This is a genomic window from Bacillus sp. PK6-026 (genome assembly GCF_054161455.1).
Genome location: NZ_CP096418.1, coordinates 4,312,713 through 4,334,360 on the forward strand (window position 1 = coordinate 4,312,713; position 21,648 = coordinate 4,334,360).

Annotated in this window: 20 protein-coding genes and 2 pseudogenes; 7 read left to right on the forward strand and 15 right to left on the reverse strand. The window is 38.8% G+C overall.

Going from position 1 to position 21,648, the window contains the following annotated elements:
* Positions 1–17: 17 nt before the first annotated feature.
* From M1D59_RS21835 to M1D59_RS21865, 7 genes and pseudogenes are all read left to right on the forward strand, one after another.
* A pseudogene (locus M1D59_RS21835) lies at positions 18–356 on the forward strand (FAD-dependent oxidoreductase); the annotation flags it as partial.
* A gap of 382 nt (positions 357–738) precedes the next feature.
* Positions 739–897 (forward strand): hypothetical protein, encoded by a 159-nt coding sequence (locus M1D59_RS21840; RefSeq protein WP_155273790.1) that lies wholly within the window; start codon positions 739–741, stop codon positions 895–897.
* Positions 898–913: 16 nt separating this feature from the next.
* Positions 914–1,834 (forward strand): iron-hydroxamate ABC transporter substrate-binding protein, encoded by a 921-nt coding sequence (locus M1D59_RS21845; RefSeq protein ID WP_035339310.1) that lies wholly within the window; start codon positions 914–916, stop codon positions 1,832–1,834.
* Between the two features lie 84 nt (positions 1,835–1,918).
* Positions 1,919–2,929, forward strand: coding sequence for a FecCD family ABC transporter permease (locus M1D59_RS21850; protein ID WP_035339312.1), 1,011 nt, complete (start codon positions 1,919–1,921; stop codon positions 2,927–2,929).
* A complete protein-coding gene (locus M1D59_RS21855; RefSeq protein ID WP_216919098.1) occupies positions 2,926–3,930 on the forward strand; it encodes a FecCD family ABC transporter permease in 1,005 nt (334 codons plus the stop codon). Before M1D59_RS21850 ends, M1D59_RS21855 begins: the two co-directional genes overlap by 4 nt.
* Positions 3,931–4,507: 577 nt before the next feature.
* The gene (locus tag M1D59_RS21860; RefSeq protein ID WP_105981337.1) at positions 4,508–4,819 is read left to right on the forward strand and encodes a nucleotide pyrophosphohydrolase; all 312 of its coding nucleotides are present in this window, start codon (positions 4,508–4,510) and stop codon (positions 4,817–4,819) included.
* A 265-nt stretch (positions 4,820–5,084) separates the two neighbouring features.
* Positions 5,085–5,860 (forward strand): annotated as a pseudogene (locus tag M1D59_RS21865) (ABC transporter ATP-binding protein); the annotation flags it as partial.
* Between the two features lie 407 nt (positions 5,861–6,267).
* Here M1D59_RS21865 and M1D59_RS21870 read toward each other — a convergent pair.
* The 15 genes from M1D59_RS21870 to walK all read right to left on the reverse strand — a co-directional run bounded on the left by M1D59_RS21870 (position 6,268) and on the right by walK (position 21,647).
* On the reverse strand, positions 6,268–7,695 hold the full coding sequence (locus tag M1D59_RS21870; protein WP_199792117.1) for an Eco57I restriction-modification methylase domain-containing protein: 1,428 nt from the start codon (positions 7,693–7,695) through the stop codon (positions 6,268–6,270).
* Between the two features lie 16 nt (positions 7,696–7,711).
* Positions 7,712–8,371 (reverse strand): HNH endonuclease, encoded by a 660-nt coding sequence (locus M1D59_RS21875; protein ID WP_158700710.1) that lies wholly within the window; start codon positions 8,369–8,371, stop codon positions 7,712–7,714.
* Positions 8,361–8,987, reverse strand: a complete 627-nt coding sequence (locus tag M1D59_RS21880) for a hypothetical protein (RefSeq protein WP_105981339.1) — start codon at positions 8,985–8,987, stop codon at positions 8,361–8,363. The genes M1D59_RS21875 and M1D59_RS21880 overlap by 11 nt, the downstream gene beginning before the upstream one ends.
* 6 nt (positions 8,988–8,993) lie before the next feature.
* On the reverse strand, positions 8,994–11,117 hold the full coding sequence (locus M1D59_RS21885; protein ID WP_105981340.1) for a sensor histidine kinase: 2,124 nt from the start codon (positions 11,115–11,117) through the stop codon (positions 8,994–8,996).
* A 152-nt stretch (positions 11,118–11,269) separates the two neighbouring features.
* Positions 11,270–11,749: a 23S rRNA (pseudouridine(1915)-N(3))-methyltransferase RlmH gene (gene rlmH / locus M1D59_RS21890; protein ID WP_458117700.1), complete on the reverse strand. Its 480-nt coding sequence runs from the start codon at positions 11,747–11,749 to the stop codon at positions 11,270–11,272.
* An 80-nt stretch (positions 11,750–11,829) separates the two neighbouring features.
* Positions 11,830–11,988, reverse strand: a complete 159-nt coding sequence (locus M1D59_RS21895; protein ID WP_003177948.1) for a CxxH/CxxC protein — start codon at positions 11,986–11,988, stop codon at positions 11,830–11,832.
* 198 nt (positions 11,989–12,186) lie between these two features.
* Positions 12,187–12,669 carry a DUF4234 domain-containing protein gene (locus M1D59_RS21900; RefSeq protein ID WP_458117701.1) on the reverse strand — a complete coding sequence of 161 codons (483 nt, stop codon included), beginning with the start codon at positions 12,667–12,669 and terminating at the stop codon, positions 12,187–12,189.
* Between the two features lie 429 nt (positions 12,670–13,098).
* On the reverse strand, positions 13,099–13,617 hold the full coding sequence (locus tag M1D59_RS21905; RefSeq protein WP_035338110.1) for a GNAT family N-acetyltransferase: 519 nt from the start codon (positions 13,615–13,617) through the stop codon (positions 13,099–13,101).
* A 30-nt stretch (positions 13,618–13,647) separates the two neighbouring features.
* Entirely contained in the window at positions 13,648–14,118 is a 471-nt protein-coding gene (locus M1D59_RS21910) for a hypothetical protein (RefSeq protein ID WP_020453614.1), read from the reverse strand.
* 252 nt (positions 14,119–14,370) lie between these two features.
* On the reverse strand, positions 14,371–15,222 hold the full coding sequence (locus tag M1D59_RS21915) for an SAM hydrolase/SAM-dependent halogenase family protein (protein WP_043054529.1): 852 nt from the start codon (positions 15,220–15,222) through the stop codon (positions 14,371–14,373).
* A 288-nt stretch (positions 15,223–15,510) separates the two neighbouring features.
* Positions 15,511–16,722, reverse strand: a complete 1,212-nt coding sequence (locus M1D59_RS21920) for a S1C family serine protease (RefSeq protein ID WP_026580409.1) — start codon at positions 16,720–16,722, stop codon at positions 15,511–15,513.
* 82 nt (positions 16,723–16,804) lie between these two features.
* Positions 16,805–17,599 carry an MBL fold metallo-hydrolase gene (locus M1D59_RS21925; RefSeq protein WP_003177960.1) on the reverse strand — a complete coding sequence of 265 codons (795 nt, stop codon included), beginning with the start codon at positions 17,597–17,599 and terminating at the stop codon, positions 16,805–16,807.
* 14 nt (positions 17,600–17,613) lie between these two features.
* Positions 17,614–18,462 (reverse strand): two-component system regulatory protein YycI, encoded by an 849-nt coding sequence (locus tag M1D59_RS21930; protein WP_020453617.1) that lies wholly within the window; start codon positions 18,460–18,462, stop codon positions 17,614–17,616.
* On the reverse strand, positions 18,449–19,813 hold the full coding sequence (locus M1D59_RS21935; protein WP_020453618.1) for a YycH family regulatory protein: 1,365 nt from the start codon (positions 19,811–19,813) through the stop codon (positions 18,449–18,451). The genes M1D59_RS21930 and M1D59_RS21935 overlap by 14 nt, the downstream gene beginning before the upstream one ends.
* Positions 19,803–21,647, reverse strand: coding sequence for a cell wall metabolism sensor histidine kinase WalK (gene walK / locus M1D59_RS21940; RefSeq protein WP_020453619.1), 1,845 nt, complete (start codon positions 21,645–21,647; stop codon positions 19,803–19,805). The genes M1D59_RS21935 and walK overlap by 11 nt, the downstream gene beginning before the upstream one ends.
* Position 21,648: the final 1 nt, after the last annotated feature.

Sequence of the window (21,648 nt, forward strand, 5' to 3'; positions counted from 1 at the left end):
CGTTCATAGAAAAGTAAGCGGCGATTGATCTCGCAGGCATCGTCAACCATGTCACTGTTCTTGAGTTCGCACCGGAGCTGAAAGCGGAGGAAGTCCTGCAAAAACGCCTCTACAGCCTGTCAAACGCGACTGTAGTGAAACATGTACAAACGAAAGAAATTACAGGTGACCTAAACGTAAACGGCATCACTTACGTGGATCGTGAAACAGGCGAAGAACAACACGTTGAACTCCAAGCTGTCTTCGTCAAAATCGGTCTCGTGCCAAACACAGAGTGGTTAGACGGATCAGTCGAGTGCAACCGCATCGGCGAAATCGCAGTCGATAAACGCGGCCAAACAAGCACCCCCGGCCTGTTGACTCATCACCGTTCACTTCCAAACATCATTCGTAATTGATTATCAATGATAAGTTATTAAACTTGTTTTCATCATAATTAATTTTTTCTTTCTAAAAGGTTTCACTTTCATGAGGGTACTATGATAAGGACACAATTTCTGTATTGACATATTGAAAAATGAAATATATATTTATTGTTGATATTGATAATCATTATCGTTTATTTATTTTCATTCTGCGGTTCATACAGCTATTTACTGAAGAATTAAATACTGGCTCTGGAGGACGTTTAATTGTAAAAAATCTCTGTGTAACGATTCCAGATAAAAAGGAACAACCATATCCTGAGGTCAGCGCCAATGTGTTTGAATTGCTATGGCTCTTGTACGGGAGACGGACATGATTTACATCGAGCTGCTCGTTTTTTTCGGATTATATCATTGCATTAAAGACGGCGAAGTCGTGAAGGCTGGGCTTGTGAAGAGGCGAGTACTGCGGGAAGTCTTTCAAATTGGCCCGAGAACAAATAAACCGAAGTGTGTTACTTACAATTTATAAAGAGGTGAAAATGAGCATGAAGAAACTATTAATCCCGTTTATGCTACTGCTGACGCTTATGATTAGTGCATGCAGCAATGAAGAGTCAGCAACAAAGGATAGCGGCTCAGCAAAAAAAGAATCTAAAACGATTACATACCAAGCGGAAACAGGACCAATCGAAGTTCCAGCCGATCCGCAAAGAGTTGTTATGCTTTCAGGGTATACCGGAAATGTGTTAGATTTAGGAGTCAACGTTGTCGGTGTAGACACTTGGTCTAAAAACAATCCAACCTTTAAAGAAAAGTTAAAAGATGTTCAAGAAGTTTCAGAAGATGACCTAGAAAAAATTATTGAATTAGAGCCAGATTTAATCATCGCGTTATCAACGGTTAAAAATTTAGACAAATTAAATGAGATCGCTCCTACTGTTACTTATACATGGGGTAAAGTAGATTATTTAACTCAGCACGTGGAAATTGGCAAGCTACTAAACAAAGAAAAAGAAGCCCGAGCATGGGTTGACGACTTTAAACAGCGGGCAGAAGAAATCGGAGAAGATATTCGCACAAAAATCGGCAAGGATTCAACTGTATCTGTTATTGAAGCATATGGGAAAGATCTTTATGTTTACGGTAATAACTGGGCGCGCGGTACAGAAATCTTATATCAAACGATGAAACTAAATATGCCTGAAAAAGTAAAGAAAGACGCATTAAAAGCAGGGTATTATACGTTATCAGCTGAAGTGCTTCCAAAATATGCGGGAGATTATGTCATTTTAAGTAAGTACTCTGATGCGAATACATCTTTCCAAGAAACAGACACATACAAGAACATTCCAGCTGTCAAAAATGGACATGTCATTGAAATGCAAGGTGAAGGCGCATCATTCACTGACCCAATCACACTTGAAAAGCAACTAGCATTCTTTAAAAAAGCGTTTCTAGGAAACTAAGACTAGAAAAGCAGAGGTCTATTGAAAGGGGTTGGCCAAAGGGCAGCCCCTTTCCCATTCTAAGAAAGGAAAATGATGAGCTTTATGATAAGAAAAACTCAATCTTTTACCTCATTTGCCTTCAAACTCATCTTAGGAATTCTAGTGTTTATTGGTATGTTTTTTATGGCAATGGTATTTGGAGCTGCAGACGTTTCAGTTGAAGATGTATGGTTGGCTCTTTCGTCTTCTGCAACCGGCGATCATATTTCGATTATCCGTGATATTCGGTTACCTCGTGAAATAGCTGCGATTTTTGTTGGCGCAGCTCTTGCTGTCTCTGGTGCAATCATGCAAGGTATAACAAGAAACCCACTTGCTGATCCAGGTTTACTAGGATTATCTGCCGGGGCTTATGCAGCATTGGCTGTTACGATCGCTTTCATTCCATCAGCCAATTACTTTTTGACGATGGTTGCCTGTTTTATTGGAGCCGCACTCGGTGCCTTGTTGGTTTTTGGAATCGGTTCGATGAAAAAAGGCGGATTCTCTCCTTTCCGTATTGTATTAGCGGGTTCTGCTGTTTCCGCCTTTTTATACGCCATTGCTGAAGGGCTTGGCCTTTATTTTAAAATTTCTAAAGATATCTCGATGTGGACAGCAGGAGGGATGGTTGGAACAACTTGGAATCAACTGCGAATCATCGTACCTTTTATTATCATTGGAATTGTTGTTTCCTTTTTCCTCTCGAGACAACTTACCATTCTCAGCTTAAATGAAGAAGTTGCAGTTGGCTTAGGTCAAAATATCATCAGAATTAAAATCCTTCTATTTATTATCATTATCATTCTCGCGGGAGCATCTGTTGCTCTGGTTGGCAATATGACCTTTATCGGTCTTATGATTCCTCATATTGTTCGGGCAATTGTTGGAACCGATTATCGTTTTATTTTACCAATGTCTGCAACTTGCGGAGCTACTTTTATGCTATTTGCTGATACACTTGGCCGTACCTTAAATGCACCATACGAAACACCTGTTATAGCCATTGTCGCTATGCTTGGTTTACCGTTCTTCCTGATCATTGTCCGAAAGGGAGGAAAAACACTCTCATGATACATTCAACATTAATTAAAAAACAGCGAATGATTTTATCGATTTCTCTCATACTCATCATAGCTACAGCTATTATTGGGATGGGAATAGGGTCTGCTAGTTTATCTTTTGACAGACTCATCCACACTCTATTAGGTCAAGGAACCTTTAAAGAGGAATTTATATTATATTCTATTCGATTGCCTCGAATATTGATTACTTTATTAGCTGGGATGGCACTTGCTATATCAGGTGCTATTTTGCAAGGAATCACAAAAAATGATTTAGCTGATCCAGGCATTATTGGGATTAATTCCGGTGCTGGGGTTGCCATTGCCGTTTTCTTTTTATTTTTCCCGACTGAAGCTGGATCATTTGTTTATATGATTCCAATTGTTGGCTTTATAGGAGCGATTATAACGGGCTTCTTCATTTATCTGTTAGCCTATAACAAAAATAGTGGTATGCAGCCTATAGGCTTAGTCCTCATCGGAGTCGGATTCTCAACTGCACTTTCCGGAGCTATGATTGTCATTATTTCTTCTACTGAACGGACAAAAGTTGATTTCATCGCCAAATGGCTGGCGGGTAATATTTGGGGTACGGATTGGCCATTTATTGGAGCTCTTCTGCCTTGGTTAGTCATCTTGATTCCGTTTACTTTGTACAAAGCAAGTCGACTAAATCTATTAGGATTAAGCGAGCCTGTAACCATTGGAGTTGGGGTTTCCATTGAAAGGGAACGGATCGTTTTGCTTTTAACAGCTGTCGCATTAGCAGCTGCTGCCGTTTCTGTCACAGGAGGTATTTCCTTTATCGGATTAATGGCCCCACATATCGCCAAAACTTTAGTAGGACCCAGAAATCAACTATTTATCCCTGTTGCTATTCTACTTGGCGGTTGGTTCTTATTATTCGCCGACACAATCGGACGTAATATCATTGAAACCACTATACCGGCTGGAATCATGGTCTCATTAATCGGGGCACCTTATTTTATTTATTTGCTATTGAAAAAGTAAAATCCATAAAAACGAGGCTGTTCCAAGTGAGTCTCCAAAAATTCATTTCAAAATGGACCCATTAAATCAAACCCTTTGGTAGTCCATTTTGCAGAGGTGGTATGAAAGGAAGGCGTTTTCTCTTTTCAGACGACCTCTTTTATCTATTAGAGTGAAAATCTAAAAAAACCTCATTTACTTATGATACGCTCCCCACCTGATTTCTCCATATCATGATAAATTGTTCTAGCAACACTTCTTCCGCAGCTCACGGTCATGTTTAATTCTTTGATCCAATGCCGTTCTGATCTGATTAACAGCCACCTTCTATCGAGGCTTGGCTACTAAGTTTTATTTCAACAAAAAAACGCTTTGTTATAGCTGCTTCCTTGTCATCATAGAGTCCGTGACAACCGCACGCCGCTTTTTCCGACTCTTTCTCCGGAAAATATTTGCATACTTATATCAATAGGCTGCCATAAATATGGTACTATTATTTTAAAAAAAGAGATTCAGAGGCTGAAACAATGAATGAACTTGTGTTTGAAAAAAGAGAATTTACTCCATATCATGCTACTCGAGAAAGGGGAAAATCATCATGAACGATATCCAAAACCTAATCAACGCAATCAACGAATTCAGAGATGAACGAAACTGGAGACAATACCATAACCCAAAAGACCTCGCCATCTCAATCTCCATCGAAGCAGCCGAGCTGCTCGAAGACTTCCAATGGATCAGCAGTGAAGAAGCACTCAAAGCCAATAAAGAAAACATCCGTGAAGAAATCGCAGATGTTTTAATCTACTCATTCATGTTATGTAACGATCTTGGACTGGATGTAAAAGAGATTGTGGAAGAGAAGATTGTGAAGAATGGGAGGAAGTATCCGGTTAATCATAATGGTTGAGACTCTCCTTTTAAGTAGAGAGAGCTTCTTTCCCAATTGAAGACCGCTCTCTCTATCTCCATGATGCGTTGATGATGATGGCGCTCTGCTCGTTTACTTACCGTAATCTCCCCACTTCATTTGCTTTTTAGCACCGTTCGCTAGCTCCCTGTTATTTTTTTAAAAAATGACATTTGTCACCCGATTTTCATGACATCACTTACTAAAATCCGCCTCCCTCAGCTTATACAATGGAATGAGTAAATCAGGAGGTGGTCTGTAAGCCATGAGCGATGTTGTGAGCTTGACGAATGTGACAAAGACATTCCGCCAAAAAACGGCGGTTAATCAGATAGATTTTTCAATTAAAAAAGGAGAAATTATAGCCATTCTAGGGCCAAACGGCGCCGGGAAAACAACAACGATTTCTATGATATTGGGGCTGTTAAAACCGACGGCAGGCAACATCACATTATTCGGTTCCATACCGCATGAAAAACGGGTGCGTGAAAAAATCGGCACGATGCTGCAGGAAGTCAGTGTGATGCCTGGTTTGCGTGCAGGTGAAATTATCGAACTCGTTAGGAGCTACTATCCAAAGCCTCTATCCTTTCAGAAGCTTAGAGCGCTGACAGGTTTGACAGACAAGGATTTAAAAACACAGGCGGGCAAAAGCGGCGTCTCGGCTTTGCCTTGGCACTTGCCGGCGATCCAGAACTGATGATCTTTGACGAACCCACGGTCGGAATGGATATCACTTCAAGAAACCGCTTTTGGCACACGGTTCAAACGCTCGCAGAGCAAGGAAAAACAATCATTTTTTCTACACACTACTTACAGGAAGCAGATGATGCCGCGCAACGAATCTTGCTGTTTAAAGACGGCAGCATAGTAGCTGACGGGACGCCGTTCCAAATAAAATCAAGAATATCGAAGCATTCGGTTTCATTTATAGTCGATCCCGAACAGTCGCTCGAGAGGCTGTATCAGCACCCGGAAATCGAACAGATTTTTCGTAAAAACAACCGGGTTTACATCGACACGGCCAATACGGACAAACTTGAGGATACACTAAAATTACTAAGGGCAAAAAATAATTTCTTACACAGACGCTATTAATTTGGTCAAAGAAGCAGGTTAAAAAACTTCTGGACAAAGTAAAGTTCCAACTATGATCGGAGTATATAGGATATATTTGTAGGAGTTACACGCTAGACAGAATGAGATATAAAACGAGTAGAAGAAGAGATAAAAAAACAAGTATAAAGGTATTACACCTGAATATACATTCAAACTCTTTTGCAAATTTCATAGACACCCTCTTATAGTTTATAGGTCCGACCCTTATTTACTATTATTGAAAAAAGACATAATAATAAACAAGGGAAGGGCTAGTACTTACCTCCTTAAAAAAATGTGTAATTAGAATCGCTTTTTTAGTTATATATATAAATAAAAAACTTAATACCCTAATTTATTGAATAGTTCATAATATCATTTACAGAAAAACGCAGTGACTTTCCATTAGCATTTATTCCTCGTAATGAAAGGTAAGCAAAAAACTTTTCAGATTTTAGAATTTTATCTGCTTCATCCAAGCTCATATTAGCTATAGGAATAATAAAAAAACCTGAATATGGTATAGTATCTTTATCTAACCGATAGGTGTTAACTTCATTTGTAACAACAGAAGACAATAATATCTTTTCCTGATTCAAATGTAATAAAGCTTGGCTTCTACCATATTCAAACCATTTCGATGACTTATCTGATTTTCTTAATTTTAACTGCATAGAATAACTTAATAAATAATTATATGCACCTGGATACTTTACTTTAAACTCTTCCTCCTCAAATTTCACCAATTTGCCGTTTGAATAATCATAAGGGAAAATAATATATTCCTCTCTATTAATAGAATAACTTCTAGGACTTGCAGCAAAACGAAGTACATCTTTTTCTATCCGAAAACCATTTAACTCAATATAATGTTTATCTTCTTTCAGAATATCCGTTTTGCTTATCACATAAGCTGAATTTAATAATGTAGCAACACTATTTGATACTCTAAAAAAGTCACCAAATTTTTTTGAAGAGACCGAGTTTGTATCAGCTTCACAGGGTGAAAATAACCACTTATCGCCCAGAGTACTTTTCTCAATTTGATATATTTCCTGATTATCAACATCATGATATGTTATAAAAGTTTTTCTTTTTATATTATTTAAACAGATAATGGCTGGTGAAGTAAGTACTTTATCAAAGACAACACTTTGTTTATAATCATAAATTGTCTCCAATGAACTCTTCATAATATCTCTTAATTCTTTGCCAAATACATTTTTAAAAATACTATTTGGTACAATGTAAGCCATTCTGCCATTAACATTAAGTTCTCTAATACTTTTCTCAATAAATGCATAGCAATAATCGAATTTACCCTTAGAACATGATAAAAAGTTTTTTTTGAGGAATTTTCTTTCATTCAGTTCTAAGTTTTGATACATAACATAAGGAGGGTTCCCTACAACAAAATTCACTTTTTCTCCAATTGGATGTTTTAAGTAATCTTCATCTCTAATATTCCATTTTACTTGGGATATTCCATATTTCTTTACTTCATTATTCAGGTTTGTAATACACTTGTTTCTAACCTTTTTATCAATTTCATAACCTAAAATATATTTTTCTAAATCTTTTTTTATACGTTGTTTTGAATACCTTAAGCTTTTAGCTGCCTCAATATATCTTTTTACGATTTTAATTAAGATGTTACCTTCTCCACAGGAGTTTTCAAGTATGTATTTTCCCAAAACCTGTTCCCCAACATAATCTATAGAATCCAACATCTTCTCTACATATTCACCCGGTGTAAAAATCTGGCATTTGTATTTCACGGTACTCTCCAATTAATTAATAGTTTGCTCTTCTCTTACTTTCAATTTTGAAAATGAGTTTTTGAATATCATTTATTATAGCTTCTCCTTCGTGTATATCGCAAAAATCTTTCATCTCCATCAAAAGGTAATCTAACCGTCTTAATTGATTATCAAATTTTAATTTCCTATAAAATTCGATAATAACACTATTTTTTCCATAATCTTCATTAATATCTATTGAATAATCTTTTTTACGATAAAAGATTTGGGGTAGACAATTGTAATCTGGATGCAGTATTTTTAAATTTTCTTCATCACAATAAAAATCTCGCTTTCCTCTATTACACATTTGACAACTGTTGACTAAATTTTCAATACCATTTATTTTGTCTCGGGAATAATCTAAATTGATTTTTAATGTTGATAATGGTATTACATGATCCACTTCAAACCTGGATGAGTCAATTACTTGAGTACTTATTCCACAATACGCACATTTATTATAATATATTCTTCTAAATTCACTATTATATTTATTTGTTCTATTTTTTAAAGTATTATATATATTCCTTACTTTAGGATGATCAGTTTTAAATTTCTTCATAAAAACAAGCTTTTTATTCCCTAATGTAAAATCATCATTCTTATAAGAAGTATTTCTATAATCTTTTATCTTTACTATATTAGTCTCCATATTTAACCTTAACCTCATTAAATAGTTTTATCAAATTATCCAAGTCCTCTTTCTCAAATAAAGCTGTATCTCGAATTCCAGAAATAGTGTTTTGTATTGTCCCTATCAATAAAGAGTCTACTTCATTCTCAAGTGTTAGTTGATTTAAAATTTGGTGCTCTTCTATTGTTGCTATAATATTCTGTTTTAATGCAGGCTCTAGATATTTATTATAATATTCTTGGGAAGACTGGTCACTATTTGTTGATTTAAATTTTCTTATGGTTAATGAATCAGATGCTGAATCATTTTGGCTAATAACGATCGTTTTTATAAAGGGCAAAATTTGTCTTAATATTATTTTAAATTGTTCACCTGTAAATTTACTCAAACTGGAATTCTCATTTTCGAATAATCTAGAATCAATTACAATAATATTAGCTTGATTTATTAAATTATTACTCAATAAAGTTTTGTAGTTATCTGTAAGTTCAAATTCATAGTCTGTAAATTTTAATTGATAACCATATTCATTTTCTTCATTTTGTTTTTTACAGTACTCATCTAAATATTTATCCAAGATATAATCGATTCTATCATCTATATAACATATATTTATGGTTTCCTTCATCTTCATATCTGCTCATCCCTTTAAACTAAAATGCATATTAAACCCTTTATTCCCATTTATTTCAGTCACTTCTCCCTCATACATGTGAAGTGTATTGTTAACAATCCACATTCCCAAACCATGTCCATCATCTCTGGAGGTTTCGTGTACTTCTAATATTCTCTTTGGTTCATTTTTATATTTAGGACTTAAACCAATGCCATTATCACCATACTCCAAGCATATTGTTCTGTCTTTTATTTCTACATCAATTTTAATTATTAACCTATCTTTCATCTCATTATGCTGAATACTATTTAAAATTAAGTTATCAAATATTACTTCTAATACATCATTTGTAATTTCATATTTTCCTATCATATCATTTCTGATATTCAGTTTAAAATTCAACCATGTATACTGTTGGATCCAGGTTTCAACGATTTTTTCTATAGATTTTTCGATAGATTCAATTTTTTCACTAAACTTATTTTTTTCAATTTTACTCAGAATCACATCTAGAAATGCAATTAGTTTTATGTTGATTTCCTCTAAACGTTCTAATGTTTGGGGCACATTTTTGTACGCAACTCTTGTAAATTCATCTGAATTTAATTCCTCCCAAAAACCGTATTCCTTCAAAGCTTCAATAATGTTATTATAACCGGTTTCTAAAGAGTTCCTTTTATTATGTAGTTCATGTGCTATGGCACTTGCTCGCAATCCCTGAGTTGCTAACACGTTTAATATTCTAACATCATATTTGTGTTGTTTAGAACTTTCTTCACGTGCTTTTGATTGTTCTTTGGCTTCACGCTGAATACCTTTTACTTCATCTACTAAAGAAACAAGCTCTTTCTCTGACATTTTTGTTACAATTGTTGGCTTATTTAAAAAATGCTTTAGTTTTTTATTATTTTTTTTTTGTTTTTCTTTAATTTGATTATACTGCTGAATTTTCCTGATAATTGATTGACGGTATCTCTCAAACCTACTTATTCCAAAACCAATTATACTTTTGAATAATTGGTAATAGTCATCTTCTTCTAACCCTTGTCTATTAGCCAAATCTTTTAACATTGGGTTGTTATTCTTATCAATCATAACAAATCCAAATAATTGATTTTGCCTTACCCGCCAACTACCTGTAGGATGTGAAGCTGCTGCTGGAGATAATCGAGCTCGAGAACCTATATCAAGCCAATCTTTTTTTCCATCAAGTGAAGAAATACTAAATGCATTTCTATACAGAATAACACCCGTATCAATTTTATCTATTTCATTGTATTTATACATAAATTTTTCTGCTAAATCTAAACTTTTTCTGCCTAAATAAAAATATAATTCTGCCGAAAAATCTCCTAATTCCTTGAGATGTTGCTCAAGCTCTTCGACTTCATCTTTTTTTATTTCATTTATCATGTCAAATTTGTTTTCATAATGTCTTTCAGAAATAGGCTTAATTATCTCTTTTACTTCTGATCTAAATTCATCGGATTCTATAATAACTGACAATCTCATTTTTTCGCTTTCATATCGCATTGTTATTTTAGAAACATAATTCACCCCCATTTTTATACCTTCAAATATTGGGTTTATATTATAAGTTTCCCCTTCAAAATGAACATGTATTTTCATGTCACTTCCTTTATATGTACGACTAATAAAGCTAATTAAAGTCTCAACATTTTTCCACCGCCAGCTATCCCTTAAATCTGAAATCTCTATTATAGTTCCTTTGGAAAAATCAACACTAGTTTCTTTAACGCCAGATGTTAGCCAGTCAGTTTCCCAAATTACAGCTTTTTCTTTTTCTTTTTTTGATATGACCTTTACACTATCTCCTAATCTTGCTAACGCAAATCTTCCTACACCTTTGGATCCCGCTAACACTCTATTATGTTGTTCATTTTTATAACCTTTATTACTTTTACCTACATGCATCCAGTTTGATTCGATGTCATCTTGATTCATTCCATCACCAGAATCAATAATTTTTATGCAATCCGATTCTATATATATATCACAATTTTTAGATCCGGCATCATAACAATTTTTCAATAACTCAAAAATTGCTGATTCTCTAGAAGAAAAATTTTGTCTTCCCAATAATTCAGCAATTTCTTTATCCTCAATAGTAAACTTGAGTTTTTTCATATAATCCTCCTTATATATTTAATTCTTTAAAATATAAACACCCTTATAAAAATCTCTAAGTTTTGATTGAAAGATTCAAACTGCTATAAATTTAATAATCCTGTAATTAGAATCTTAAAGTACTTTAATAACTTTCATAAGTAGAACCTCACTCACTTATGATAAGGCTCCCCTCGATTAATCCGAAACGCCCGATAAACCTGTTCCAGCAAAATCAGCCGCATGAGCTGATGCGGGAACGTCATCCTTGAAAACGACAGCTTTTCATCTGCGTGCTTCAGGACGGCGTCGCTCAAGCCGAGTGAGCCACCTATGACGAAGGTTACCTTGCTCTTCCCATATGTGGCGAGTCTATCCATATTATCGGCTAATTCTTCTGAGCTTTTCATTTTTCCTTCGATTGCCAAGGCGATGACGTGGGCGTCAGGGCTGATTTTGGAGAGGATTCGTTCGCCTTCTTTGTCTTTGACGATTTTCATGTCCTGATCGCTTAGGTTTTCCGGTGCTTTTTCGTCCGGCAGTTCGATGATGTCGACTTTTGCGTATGCCGAAAGCCGTTTGATGTATTCGTTGATTCCTTGTTTTAAATATTTTTCTTTTAGTTTTCCGATTGCTACGATTGATATATTCACAGGTCATCCCCACTTTAAGAACAAGTTATTCAGATACATTATCCACAATTGTGGATAAAGGTTGTGTATTTAGTGTCCGATCATTCGTTCCCCACTATATATACTGCAGGCTTATCACACAATTCACAGGTTGTGGATAAACTGTGTGTATGTTCGATTTTTCTGATTTCAGGGGCCAATTCTTCTTCATCCACATACATGTCAATGACGGTTTCAATATGCTCTTCACAAGACTTCATAAAAGTCCCTCCAATATCTGTATCATTGGGCTCTTTTATAAAAAAGCTCCTTATTCAATATACCCTATTTATGCACATGTTAGTAGGTTTTAGCATGACTTCATAAGGTTATCCACAAGCTTTTATATTCCTCTGGATAACTCTGTTCTCTCTAAATAAAAAACACCAGCTAACCTCGCTGATGCTTTAATCTTGTTTTTATACTGCTTCTCTTTTCTCCTGAACAATTAAAGAATGGTGATTCGTGACATGCTGCAAATATGAAACGTTAAGAATGAAAGTCAAAAACCCGTTAACCGGCTTTTCTGACAACCCCATAAACGCTTTTCTAACCTTAAATGCGCTAACTAGATTGATCGTCCAAAAAAGGAGAAATGAGAGCTGCGGGAGAAAGCTGTGTCCGGGGCGCAGCGGGAGAAGCAAAATGCTGTTGCTGCATGGCAGTAGGTCTTCACTTTGAAATGTGATTGAATAAAAAGTCCAAAAAGGCTCCAAAATTGAAAGTACGCTTAACAGCAGTGTCACTTTAATGGCGACATAGGGAAGCTTAATTTGGCATCGTTCTAAATTCTTTCTTCTTGAAAGAAACCAGTACGGGATGTATATGCCAGACGTTATGATTGTTAATAACACCGCATATATGGCTTTTATTTTCGGAAATTCTTCTAATTCCTTACTCATGCTGAAACACTCTTCTTTCCTTAAAACTGTTCTTCCAGGTCTTTTTATCCTTGTCATCTATACTTTTCCACTTTCCTTATCAAAATGTACTATATTGAATGCAATAAATCAAAATCCATTGAAGTGTCAAATTGGGATTTTTTTAGGTATATGGATTCTTTTTTTTGACCGGAATAAAAAAATTGTATCTTTTCGCCTGATCCCTATTTCGTATTTACCTGCAGAAATTCGACAATCAATAGGACATTATTCGTCATATTTTTACCTTTGTAATATGCAATCTGTCATTGCGTAACATAAAGAGGTTCATTCGAATCATTTTGTCTTTTTTTCGTTATTTCCCACCTCTCTCAAATAGGAATAATGACACGCTTTGTTTCATGTGGAACATTGGCCATGAAAAAAGATCAAAGCTTCACAGCTTTGATCTTACAGCCTCTTGCTCATATGCAAATCCGTCGTCTCAAAATTCATTTTTTCATAAAGCCGCTTCGCCTTTTTATTATGGGCGAATACATGCAGGGACAGCTTTTGGACTCCTAATTGCTTTGCCTCTTCTTCTAAGACGGCTAAAGCCTGCTGGCCGATTCCCTGCCCTCGATACGCTTCATAAAGCCCGAAATCGTAAATAAATGCTTCCTTTTGAGGATGGTGCGGGTCAGCGTAGAGCCAAAGCCAACCTGCGGCATCCTCACTGTCGTCCATGATTGACCATAGATGATGGTTGTTCGTTTCAATGCCGTTTGGCAAAAGAGCTGCAAATTGCTCTTCTGCTTTCTCCATCGCTTCCGCCACTGTCCATGTGCCCGCTTTTACTTTCTCCATGGCGTAATGCTGGATGGAATAGGCATGGTATGTCTTAAAGTCTTCTTCCGTCATTGGCATTAAACGGATTGCCGGTTTTTTTCTCGGTTTGTTTAAGTCAATTTTAATTTTTGATTTCAACATCAAATTGTGCTTCACTTCCTTGTTTATTGATCATGATGCTTTGCTCAGCCATTCGCTTTTCGGCTCGGAAAGTTTATTGATTCTGTGCTGAATGTAAATGACATTCAAAAGGAACGCAAAAATGGATCCATTCGCAGGTTCTTTGCCTGAGAGCTTGTTTAATGAAGCGGTCACCACCAGTGCGCAGTAAATCAAAACACCTGCGGACAGAATCAAAATCACGCGGTCGAGCAGCATATAAAGGCTGTAATGCATGTCAGGAAAAGCAATTTTTGCTGATATTCTAATTGGAATCGAAAATAAATGATAAAATATGATAGCTTTTAACGTGGTGTAGGGAATATCATGATAAGGCAGCAAATCGAAGCTTTTTTTCCTGGATAGAAACCAGTATGGTATGTAAACCCCCAGTGTGATCAGACATAGCACAAAAACGGACACGATACTTCTGCTCTTTACATTAGACAGCGTTTTCAACGCAGTCTGCACATTGTCGTTCATATCATTCCTCCGGACACTCGTTTTCCAAACAAATGAATTGAATGAATTTTTTCATAGCAGCGGCACACCCCCTCAATATATTCTTTTCTCTGCTTTTAGACAATATGACTTAGGTACCAATATGACAAATGTACTATTTTTTAAAAAGGATTGCCGCCTTCTCGATTAGCTGAAAAATGTGTGACAACCGTTTTTATGTCATAAGAATGAAACAAAAAACAAAGAGCCTGATTGGAATTCAGGCTCTTTTGTTTACCGCTGTATACTTTTTTGAAGAGAAATCTGCCAGTTGATGCCGGTGCCAATATGGTGTGTTTTGGCAAAGGATCCTTGATTGAGGGCAATACCCAGGCGGTCTAATGAATTGATATAAACAACCGGCTTACCGACCGGCATATCGGCAAACGACCGTCCAAAAGCCATCGTTTGCTGATAGACTTTGGTGTCCTCGTGTTTGATGACCACTTCCACAGGATCTCCGTATTGAACGTCAAGTGACTTGAACAGTTTACGGCTGATATTTGTCCAAAGGTTTCCAAACCGGATATCTAAAATGTCGATCGTTCCGGTTATCCAATCATTTTCGATATAAGCTTCCATGACCGGAAGTTTGACGATGGAATCTGTTGAAACTTCAGGACCGATCCGGTCGAAGCTTAGAATCCCGGCTGCCAGTCTTGCCCCGGTGTAAGCGTAAATGTCGCGTCCATGGAAAGTATGTGATTCGCCTGATCTCGGAAGCCTGTTTTGCGCTTCATCAAGATAGCGCACTTCGACAATCCCATTCTGCCGGCTGATATGGGTGAGTGTTCCGTTGTCCGGTGTGATGATATATTGATCGGAAGAGGTTCTGACTGCGACGCTGCGGCGTTCTGAACCGACACCTGGATCGACGACAGACACGAAGACAGTGCCTTCAGGCCAATAAGAAACGGACTGCAGCAGCCGATAGGAAGCCTCCCAAATGTGAAAAACGGGAATGTTGTGCGTCAAATCAAAAATCCGGAGTGAACTGTCAACTGAATAAGCCACGCCGTACATCGCATTTACCGCCCCGTCATCAAGGCCAAAATCAGATTGTAATACAAGTGCATGCTGACTCATCCTATCTCCCTTTCCGCCTTGATTTTCGCAGTGAATCTGCCTTTGCCAAAATGTTTAAATCATCATATCGTACGCGAAATTGAAACGCAATATGATGTTTTGTCCATTTTTTAGAAACTCTCATTTTTATTGAAGCAAAAACTTCGATTTCACACCCTAAAAACCCGATTATTCATCCGGAAAGTCTTATTTTCCTCTCTAACTATCCCATTTTTGACTTTTGACGATCATTCCTCAGACTTGGCATAATAAAAAAACAGCCCGGCCGTACCGGCCAGACTGTCTTTATCAGCTTCCCAATTTGGATCGGGACAGCTTTACTTCTGTTGTTCTTTCTTTTCCGCCCCGCAGGTATTTGATTTTCACCTTATCGCCGACGTTTTTGGTGTAAAGCTTTTTACGCAGATCAACGATATCGTAAACGCGGTCACCGTTGAATTCGACGATGACATCAAGCTCTTTCAAACCGGCTCTGCCTGCAGGAGACACCGGCTGAACGCCCATTACAACGACCCCTGATGTTACGTCTTTCGGCAGTTTAAGCGTTTCCTGCCAGTGGTAGCTTGCAATGTCGCCAAGTGATTTCATCTCAATTCCGAAATACGGCCGTCTTACTTCTCCGTACGTTTCCAAATCTTCGATAACCGGAATGGCAAGGTTGGCAGGGATACTCAGACCGATGCCTTCGACGGCTGATTCAGCGATTTTCATCGAATTAATGCCGATGACTTTTCCATCAATATTAAACAGTCCGCCTCCGCTGTTGCCCGGGTTAATGGCAGCATCCGTCTGCAATACTTCGGCATTCCAGTCCGGCTGTCCGTCTCCGTTTGAATCGACCGGAACAGCGCGTTCGGTTCCTGAGATGATTCCTTGTGTAACAGACCCTGAAAACTGCAGGCCGAGCGGGTTTCCAATCGCGATGACAGGCTCGCCTGTCTTCACTTTATCAGAATCTCCGAATTCAGCAGCCGCTTTTATTTTATTGCTGCTGACTTGCAGGACGGCCAGATCCATCAGTTTATCACTGCCGATCAGTTTTGCCGGAATCCGCGTTCCGTCATTCAGACTGACTTCGATTTGGGATGCCCCTTCAATGACATGGTGGTTGGTCACAATGTGGGATGTTTTGCCGTCCTTTTTATAAATAACGCCCGAGCCTGTTCCCGCTTCGCTGTCTCCATCCCATACACCGGTTTTTTGGATGTTGATAACGCCGACAACAGAATCAGAAACCTTAGAGACCACTTGTGTGACTTCATTGTTCACGTTGACGGATACATTGCGGACCGCACCGCCCTGCTGAGCTCCTTGACCTCCGCGCGCTTCAATGACTTGCAGATTGTACGGCAGCCATCCCTGCTGCGAGAGATACGGCAGGGCAAACACTGTTAAAAGAGCGCCGATAACAGCGCCGACCAGGCTTGAAAACAAAAAGCTTCTCCAATTTCTCACCGGCTTTTCCCGAACGAATTTTTCCTCATCATGATTAAACTCCACTATATTCAAATCCTTTCAAGGAACGATATATGTATATAGTGTGGATCATCTGCCCGCAGATTAATCATTCAATCAGTAAAATTTACACCGCTACAAGAGGTGTCGGTTTCTTAGGATCGGTATCATATAAGTCAAACGTTTCTCCCGCTGCAAATCCTTTGGCAGCCAACGTTTGCTGGACGGACATTCTCGCCAGCTCTTTCATGTTGTTGTCCTGGCTTAAATGAGCCAAATAAATTCTCGATGTCTCATCACCGATTACATCAGTCATTGCGAGTGCTGCGTCCTCATTGGATACATGTCCGACGTCGCTTAAGATCCGGCGCTTGATGTTCCACGGATAGCGGCCCATTTGCAGCATGCCGACATCATGATTGCTTTCAAAAACAAAAGCGTTTGCCGAGCGGATAATGCCTTTCATTCTGTCGCTGACATAGCCCGTATCCGTAATCAAAGCGAGCTTTCGGCCATTGTAATGAAAAACATAAAACATCGGCTCTGCGGCGTCGTGGGATACGCCAAACGATTCGACATCGAGGGAGCCGAACGATTTGACGGTTTCCATTGGAAACACGAATTTTTGGCCGTTATCCATTTTGCCGATATGCCCTTCCATCGCCTTCCACGTTTTTTCATTGGCGTAAACGGGCAGCTCATATTTTCTTGCCAGCACACCAAGTCCTTTTATATGATCACTGTGCTCATGCGTAACAAAAATGCCGTCAAGCTGATCAAGCTTTCGGTCAATTTGCGCCATCAGCCCTTCCATCGCCTTCCCGCTAAGTCCTGCGTCAACTAAAAAAGCGTGGTCATCGGTTTCCAAATATAAAGCATTACCGGTACTCCCGCTCGCAAGTACGCTAAATTGCAGGCTCATGGTTTCTCACTCCATTATGATTTTTCCTTTTTCTCTTGTGATTGAAGAAGCGCTCCATCCCGTGCATCCACGATAAATTCTTCGTGAATGGTTTTATCGTCCGTTTTGCGCTCCACTTCGATCCGCCAAACGGGCACGAAAATTTGCGCGCTTGCCAGCGGATACTGCGTGAAATAGCCAAGCTCGGCTGATTTAATTTTGCTGTACTTCTTCAAATAATCCGGATAGTACAAAGCTTCAACCGCTCCGACTGCGGAGATCAGACTTTCCGTTTTGACTTCTTTTATATCCTGCAGCATCGACTGCTTATATGAAACAACTTCGTTTTTATTATTCAGGTACAGAACGACTTCGCCCATCTCTGTGTTATCATCGTTTTGCCGATCCTGAAAAATGTAATTTCCATTATAGGTTTGGAAGAAAACGATCTGTTTTCCGGATTTATCGACTTTCCAAAGCTTGTACTTGTTGCCGTCGATAATCTCTTCGTTGACGATTTCCCTTGCTTTTGTCTCCATATCCGCTTTCGGAAGTGCAATGGGTGTTTCAAATTCCATTTCTATTTCCGTCAAAGCGTTCTCTTTTGCGGTATTCATTAACGCCTTCGGCTTTTGCCCTTTTAACGATTTAATCTCGCTTTGCTTAAAGACTCGCTTTTGTGCAGAGATTGAGGAACCTTTTGACGTCTCTTTAGACAAGTTGCCATATGAAATATGGTCTGCTTTCATATCTTCCTGCAGCGTTGATTTTTCTAAAATCGGAAACTGATTGTTGCTGCGCTTATCAAAGTATTGAAAGGCCAAAAAGATATCAAGGATGAGGAAGACGATAATGAAGATTGTTTTTGTTCTATTCCACTCCACTCTCAATGCCCTCCTTCACCGCTGAATCTTTCTTTGATACCGGCTTTATCGTACCGTTTATTTTAATGCACCAAGTCGGTACAAGTTTTACAAGAGGGTCTTGTTCCTCTGATACTGAGACCATTTCATAGGCAGGAAAGATTTGCTCAATCTTATCAAAGTCATACTCTTCATTGTCTTGCAGGAACTGAATCAATTCTTCTCCGCTCATGATTTCTTTATCCTTTTTGCTGACCGGATTAGCGTTTGCGCCCAAGACATATGTTGGGTGTTTATAATCCAATATGTCGTTGTTTGCCCAGCGAAGTTCAATCGCTGTCGTTCCGAAAGGCTGGTTTTGGCTGTTAACGACCGGCAGCTGATCCATAAACAGATTAAAGTTGATCTGCTGATTTTCATTCAAGCCGAAAAATTGATAATCATCCGTCCAGCTTCCCGTGTCGTTTAAATATTTAAAGCTTTTATTGATCAGCTCTCCATTTTGATAAGCAGAACTCGGTTCCAGGTTGCGGTGCTGGAACTTAATCTGCCTGTTGTTCGAGTAGACCTCCAAAAGGCTTGTTCCATCCGTATATACCGGTCGGTTTAAGTTGGTTTCCTGCCGGACGGTTTGCGGATCATCAAATAAAGCTTTTTTAAAACGCGTCGGGCTGATCGTTTCTGTAAAATACTCTTTTTCAGACAGCTTCAGCCTATTAACCGGAAGCAAGACATCTCTGCGAGAATTGATTGCAAAGTCCTCGTAAAGAGGCATCTGCGATTTTTCTTTTTCAATGTCTGCAAGGATGTTGCGGTAATTTGCCGATTCAATCACCGCTTCAACAACCGTCTCTTTGCTGAAGGATACAAAGTAGATTTTTTTCATGCCCCGTCCTTCGTTGAAAGGAAGAACGATTCTGTCAAAAGAGTTGTATTCATAAGAGTTGGCGGACCATTTGAAAAGCGGCTGCAGCACATCGATTGGAATATTGTCGCTAAAAACGAGATCCAATTTGGAGTCTTTATTTTTAGCGTACAGCCAGTTTTTGAACTGCTGCCTGTCAAATTTGTCCGAGATATCCTTTAACGATTTGACTTCCCATCGGCTCATGTCGTCCCAGAGCTGAGAATAGAGCGTCGTATCATTCAGCAAATAATGCTGTCCATTCTCATGAATGAACATTTGCTGCGGTTTGACGGCTTCATTTAGCAACTTTGTCTGATTTGTAATCGGCTGTTTATCGCTGACCTGAGCCTGTGAATCTTCTACTTTTTCGTAATTCCCCTGAAATCCCCAAATATTAAAAGTAAAAAGAAGACTGATCAAAACCAAAAGGGACAGTATTATCGTTTTAATTGTTTCACGCTTCATCCCAATCATCCTCTTGTTCTTCTTTATATGGCAGGGTAAATGTGATCGTTGTTCCTTTTCCTTCGATACTGTCGGCCCAAATGTCGCCGCCATGGGCTTGTACCATTTCTTTTGCGATCGCAAGACCAAGCCCCGTACCGCCGAGTCTTCTTGTTCTGGCTTTATCGACACGGTAGAAACGCTCGAAGATCTTCTCCATGTCTTTTCTCGGAATGCCGACACCTTCGTCTTTGACACTGATATAAAGAAGCTCTTCTTCTTCATTTACATCAACAGAGAACGTGATATGGCCTCCTTCAGGGGAATATTTCAATGCATTTGAAATGATATTATCCAGCACTTGCGTAATCTTGTCCGGATCGATTTCAACATACAATTCTCTATCCGGCAGATTGCTGATAAACTCAACATGCTGCTCTTTCGTCATTTCAAAGCGCTCAATAATCAATGAGAAGAAACGGATAAAATGAATCCATTCTTTATTGAATTGGTAGTCCTTGCTGTCAAACTTAGAAAGCTGCAGCAAGTCGTTGACAAGTCTGATCATGCGCTCTGTTTCATTCTGTGTCACATTCAAGAAGCGCGGCGCAATGTTTGGATCCTGCCACGCGCCTTCCGCAAGCGCTTCTAAATAGCTGCGCATTGTGGTGAGCGGCGTTCTGAGTTCGTGGGAGACATTTGCCACAAATTCTCTCCGTTCTTGATCGATCTGCTCTTGTTCTGTGACATCGTAAATAACCGCAATCAACCCATCAATCTTTCCGTGCTCTTTTTGGATGACCGAGAAATTGACGCGAAGCACAGACGTCCGTTCTTCCTGTTCAATTTCAAGAAGGAGCGAGTCCTGCTGTTCAACCAAATCTTCGAACGTGTATTCATCTTCAAGGCCGAGCAGTGAGGTGATCGGCATTTCGAGAGCCGTTTCACGTGAAACATTTAAAAGCTCCAGTGCCGGCGTATTAAGCAAAATAATCGCGCCATTTCGGTTTGTCGCGATAACCCCGTCTGTCATATAGGCAATAACAGAAGATAGTTTTTTTCGTTCGCCTTCTGTCATGGATTGAGCTTCTTTCAGCTCTCTTGTTAAATAATTAAACGTTGTGGCCAGCTGGCCGATTTCGTCGTTTCCGTACTTCCTGACTTTTCTTGAGAAATTTCCTTTCGCCAGTTCAATGGCCTGCTTTCTCATATCTGACAGCGGATGTGTAATCGTTCGCGCGACAAAAATCCCGAGGAATGCAGTGATTCCAAGCGCAATAAAAGTTCCAGACGCTAAAATGGTGTTGATCGTCCGGATTTGATTGTAGACATTATCCATCGATGCCACGACATAAATGGCCCCGATCGTCTCTTGATTCGATTTTTTAATCGGCGTGACTGAAATCCGCACTTTGCTGTCACGCTCCGGGTCGAAAAATTTGTTTTCGTACGGAATACCGACAAGCAGTGTCCTTTTAATAATGCCCTCTGTTGTCTTTTTCCCCGCCACCTCCCGGTTATAAGGATTGGAGGTCGCGATGACTTCATAGCTTTTATCAATCAGACTGACTTCGAGAATTTCGCCTTCCTTGCTGAAATCATTTAGAATCCGCTCTGCGTCTTCTTTCAAGGTAGTCGAGGAAGACGTGCTTCTATCCTTCGTCATTTCCTGTTCCAGATAATACGAGAGGTTGTTCACCCGCTGGTCAAGAGAGTCATTATATGATTTAAGAAGTGACTTCTCCATCTCATTGACAAAGTAGACGCCGATAATCTGCATGGCAACGATAATCAGCAGAACGTATATTAAGGTAAACTTAAAATGAATCGAGCGGAAAAAACTGACTTTATTCATT

Bases quoted from the DNA above. Each gene is read 5' to 3' on its own strand.
- M1D59_RS21840 (WP_155273790.1), top strand. From the start codon at position 739: ATGATTTACATCGAGCTGCTCGTTTTTTTCGGATTATATCATTGCATT.
- M1D59_RS21845 (WP_035339310.1), top strand. From the start codon at position 914: ATGAAGAAACTATTAATCCCGTTTATGCTACTGCTGACGCTTATGATT.
- M1D59_RS21850 (WP_035339312.1), top strand. From the start codon at position 1,919: ATGATAAGAAAAACTCAATCTTTTACCTCATTTGCCTTCAAACTCATC.
- M1D59_RS21855 (WP_216919098.1), top strand. From the start codon at position 2,926: ATGATACATTCAACATTAATTAAAAAACAGCGAATGATTTTATCGATT.
- M1D59_RS21860 (WP_105981337.1), top strand. From the start codon at position 4,508: ATGAACGATATCCAAAACCTAATCAACGCAATCAACGAATTCAGAGAT.
- M1D59_RS21875 (WP_158700710.1), bottom strand. From the start codon at position 8,371: ATGGAGACTAATATAGTAAAGATAAAAGATTATAGAAATACTTCTTAT.
- M1D59_RS21880 (WP_105981339.1), bottom strand. From the start codon at position 8,987: ATGAAGATGAAGGAAACCATAAATATATGTTATATAGATGATAGAATC.
- M1D59_RS21885 (WP_105981340.1), bottom strand. From the start codon at position 11,117: ATGAAAAAACTCAAGTTTACTATTGAGGATAAAGAAATTGCTGAATTA.
- M1D59_RS21895 (WP_003177948.1), bottom strand. From the start codon at position 11,988: ATGAAGTCTTGTGAAGAGCATATTGAAACCGTCATTGACATGTATGTG.
- M1D59_RS21900 (WP_458117701.1), bottom strand. From the start codon at position 12,669: ATGAGTAAGGAATTAGAAGAATTTCCGAAAATAAAAGCCATATATGCG.
- M1D59_RS21905 (WP_035338110.1), bottom strand. From the start codon at position 13,617: ATGTTGAAATCAAAAATTAAAATTGACTTAAACAAACCGAGAAAAAAA.
- M1D59_RS21910 (WP_020453614.1), bottom strand. From the start codon at position 14,118: ATGAACGACAATGTGCAGACTGCGTTGAAAACGCTGTCTAATGTAAAG.
- M1D59_RS21915 (WP_043054529.1), bottom strand. From the start codon at position 15,222: ATGAGTCAGCATGCACTTGTATTACAATCTGATTTTGGCCTTGATGAC.
- M1D59_RS21925 (WP_003177960.1), bottom strand. From the start codon at position 17,599: ATGAGCCTGCAATTTAGCGTACTTGCGAGCGGGAGTACCGGTAATGCT.
- M1D59_RS21935 (WP_020453618.1), bottom strand. From the start codon at position 19,813: ATGAAGCGTGAAACAATTAAAACGATAATACTGTCCCTTTTGGTTTTG.
- walK (WP_020453619.1), bottom strand. From the start codon at position 21,647: ATGAATAAAGTCAGTTTTTTCCGCTCGATTCATTTTAAGTTTACCTTA.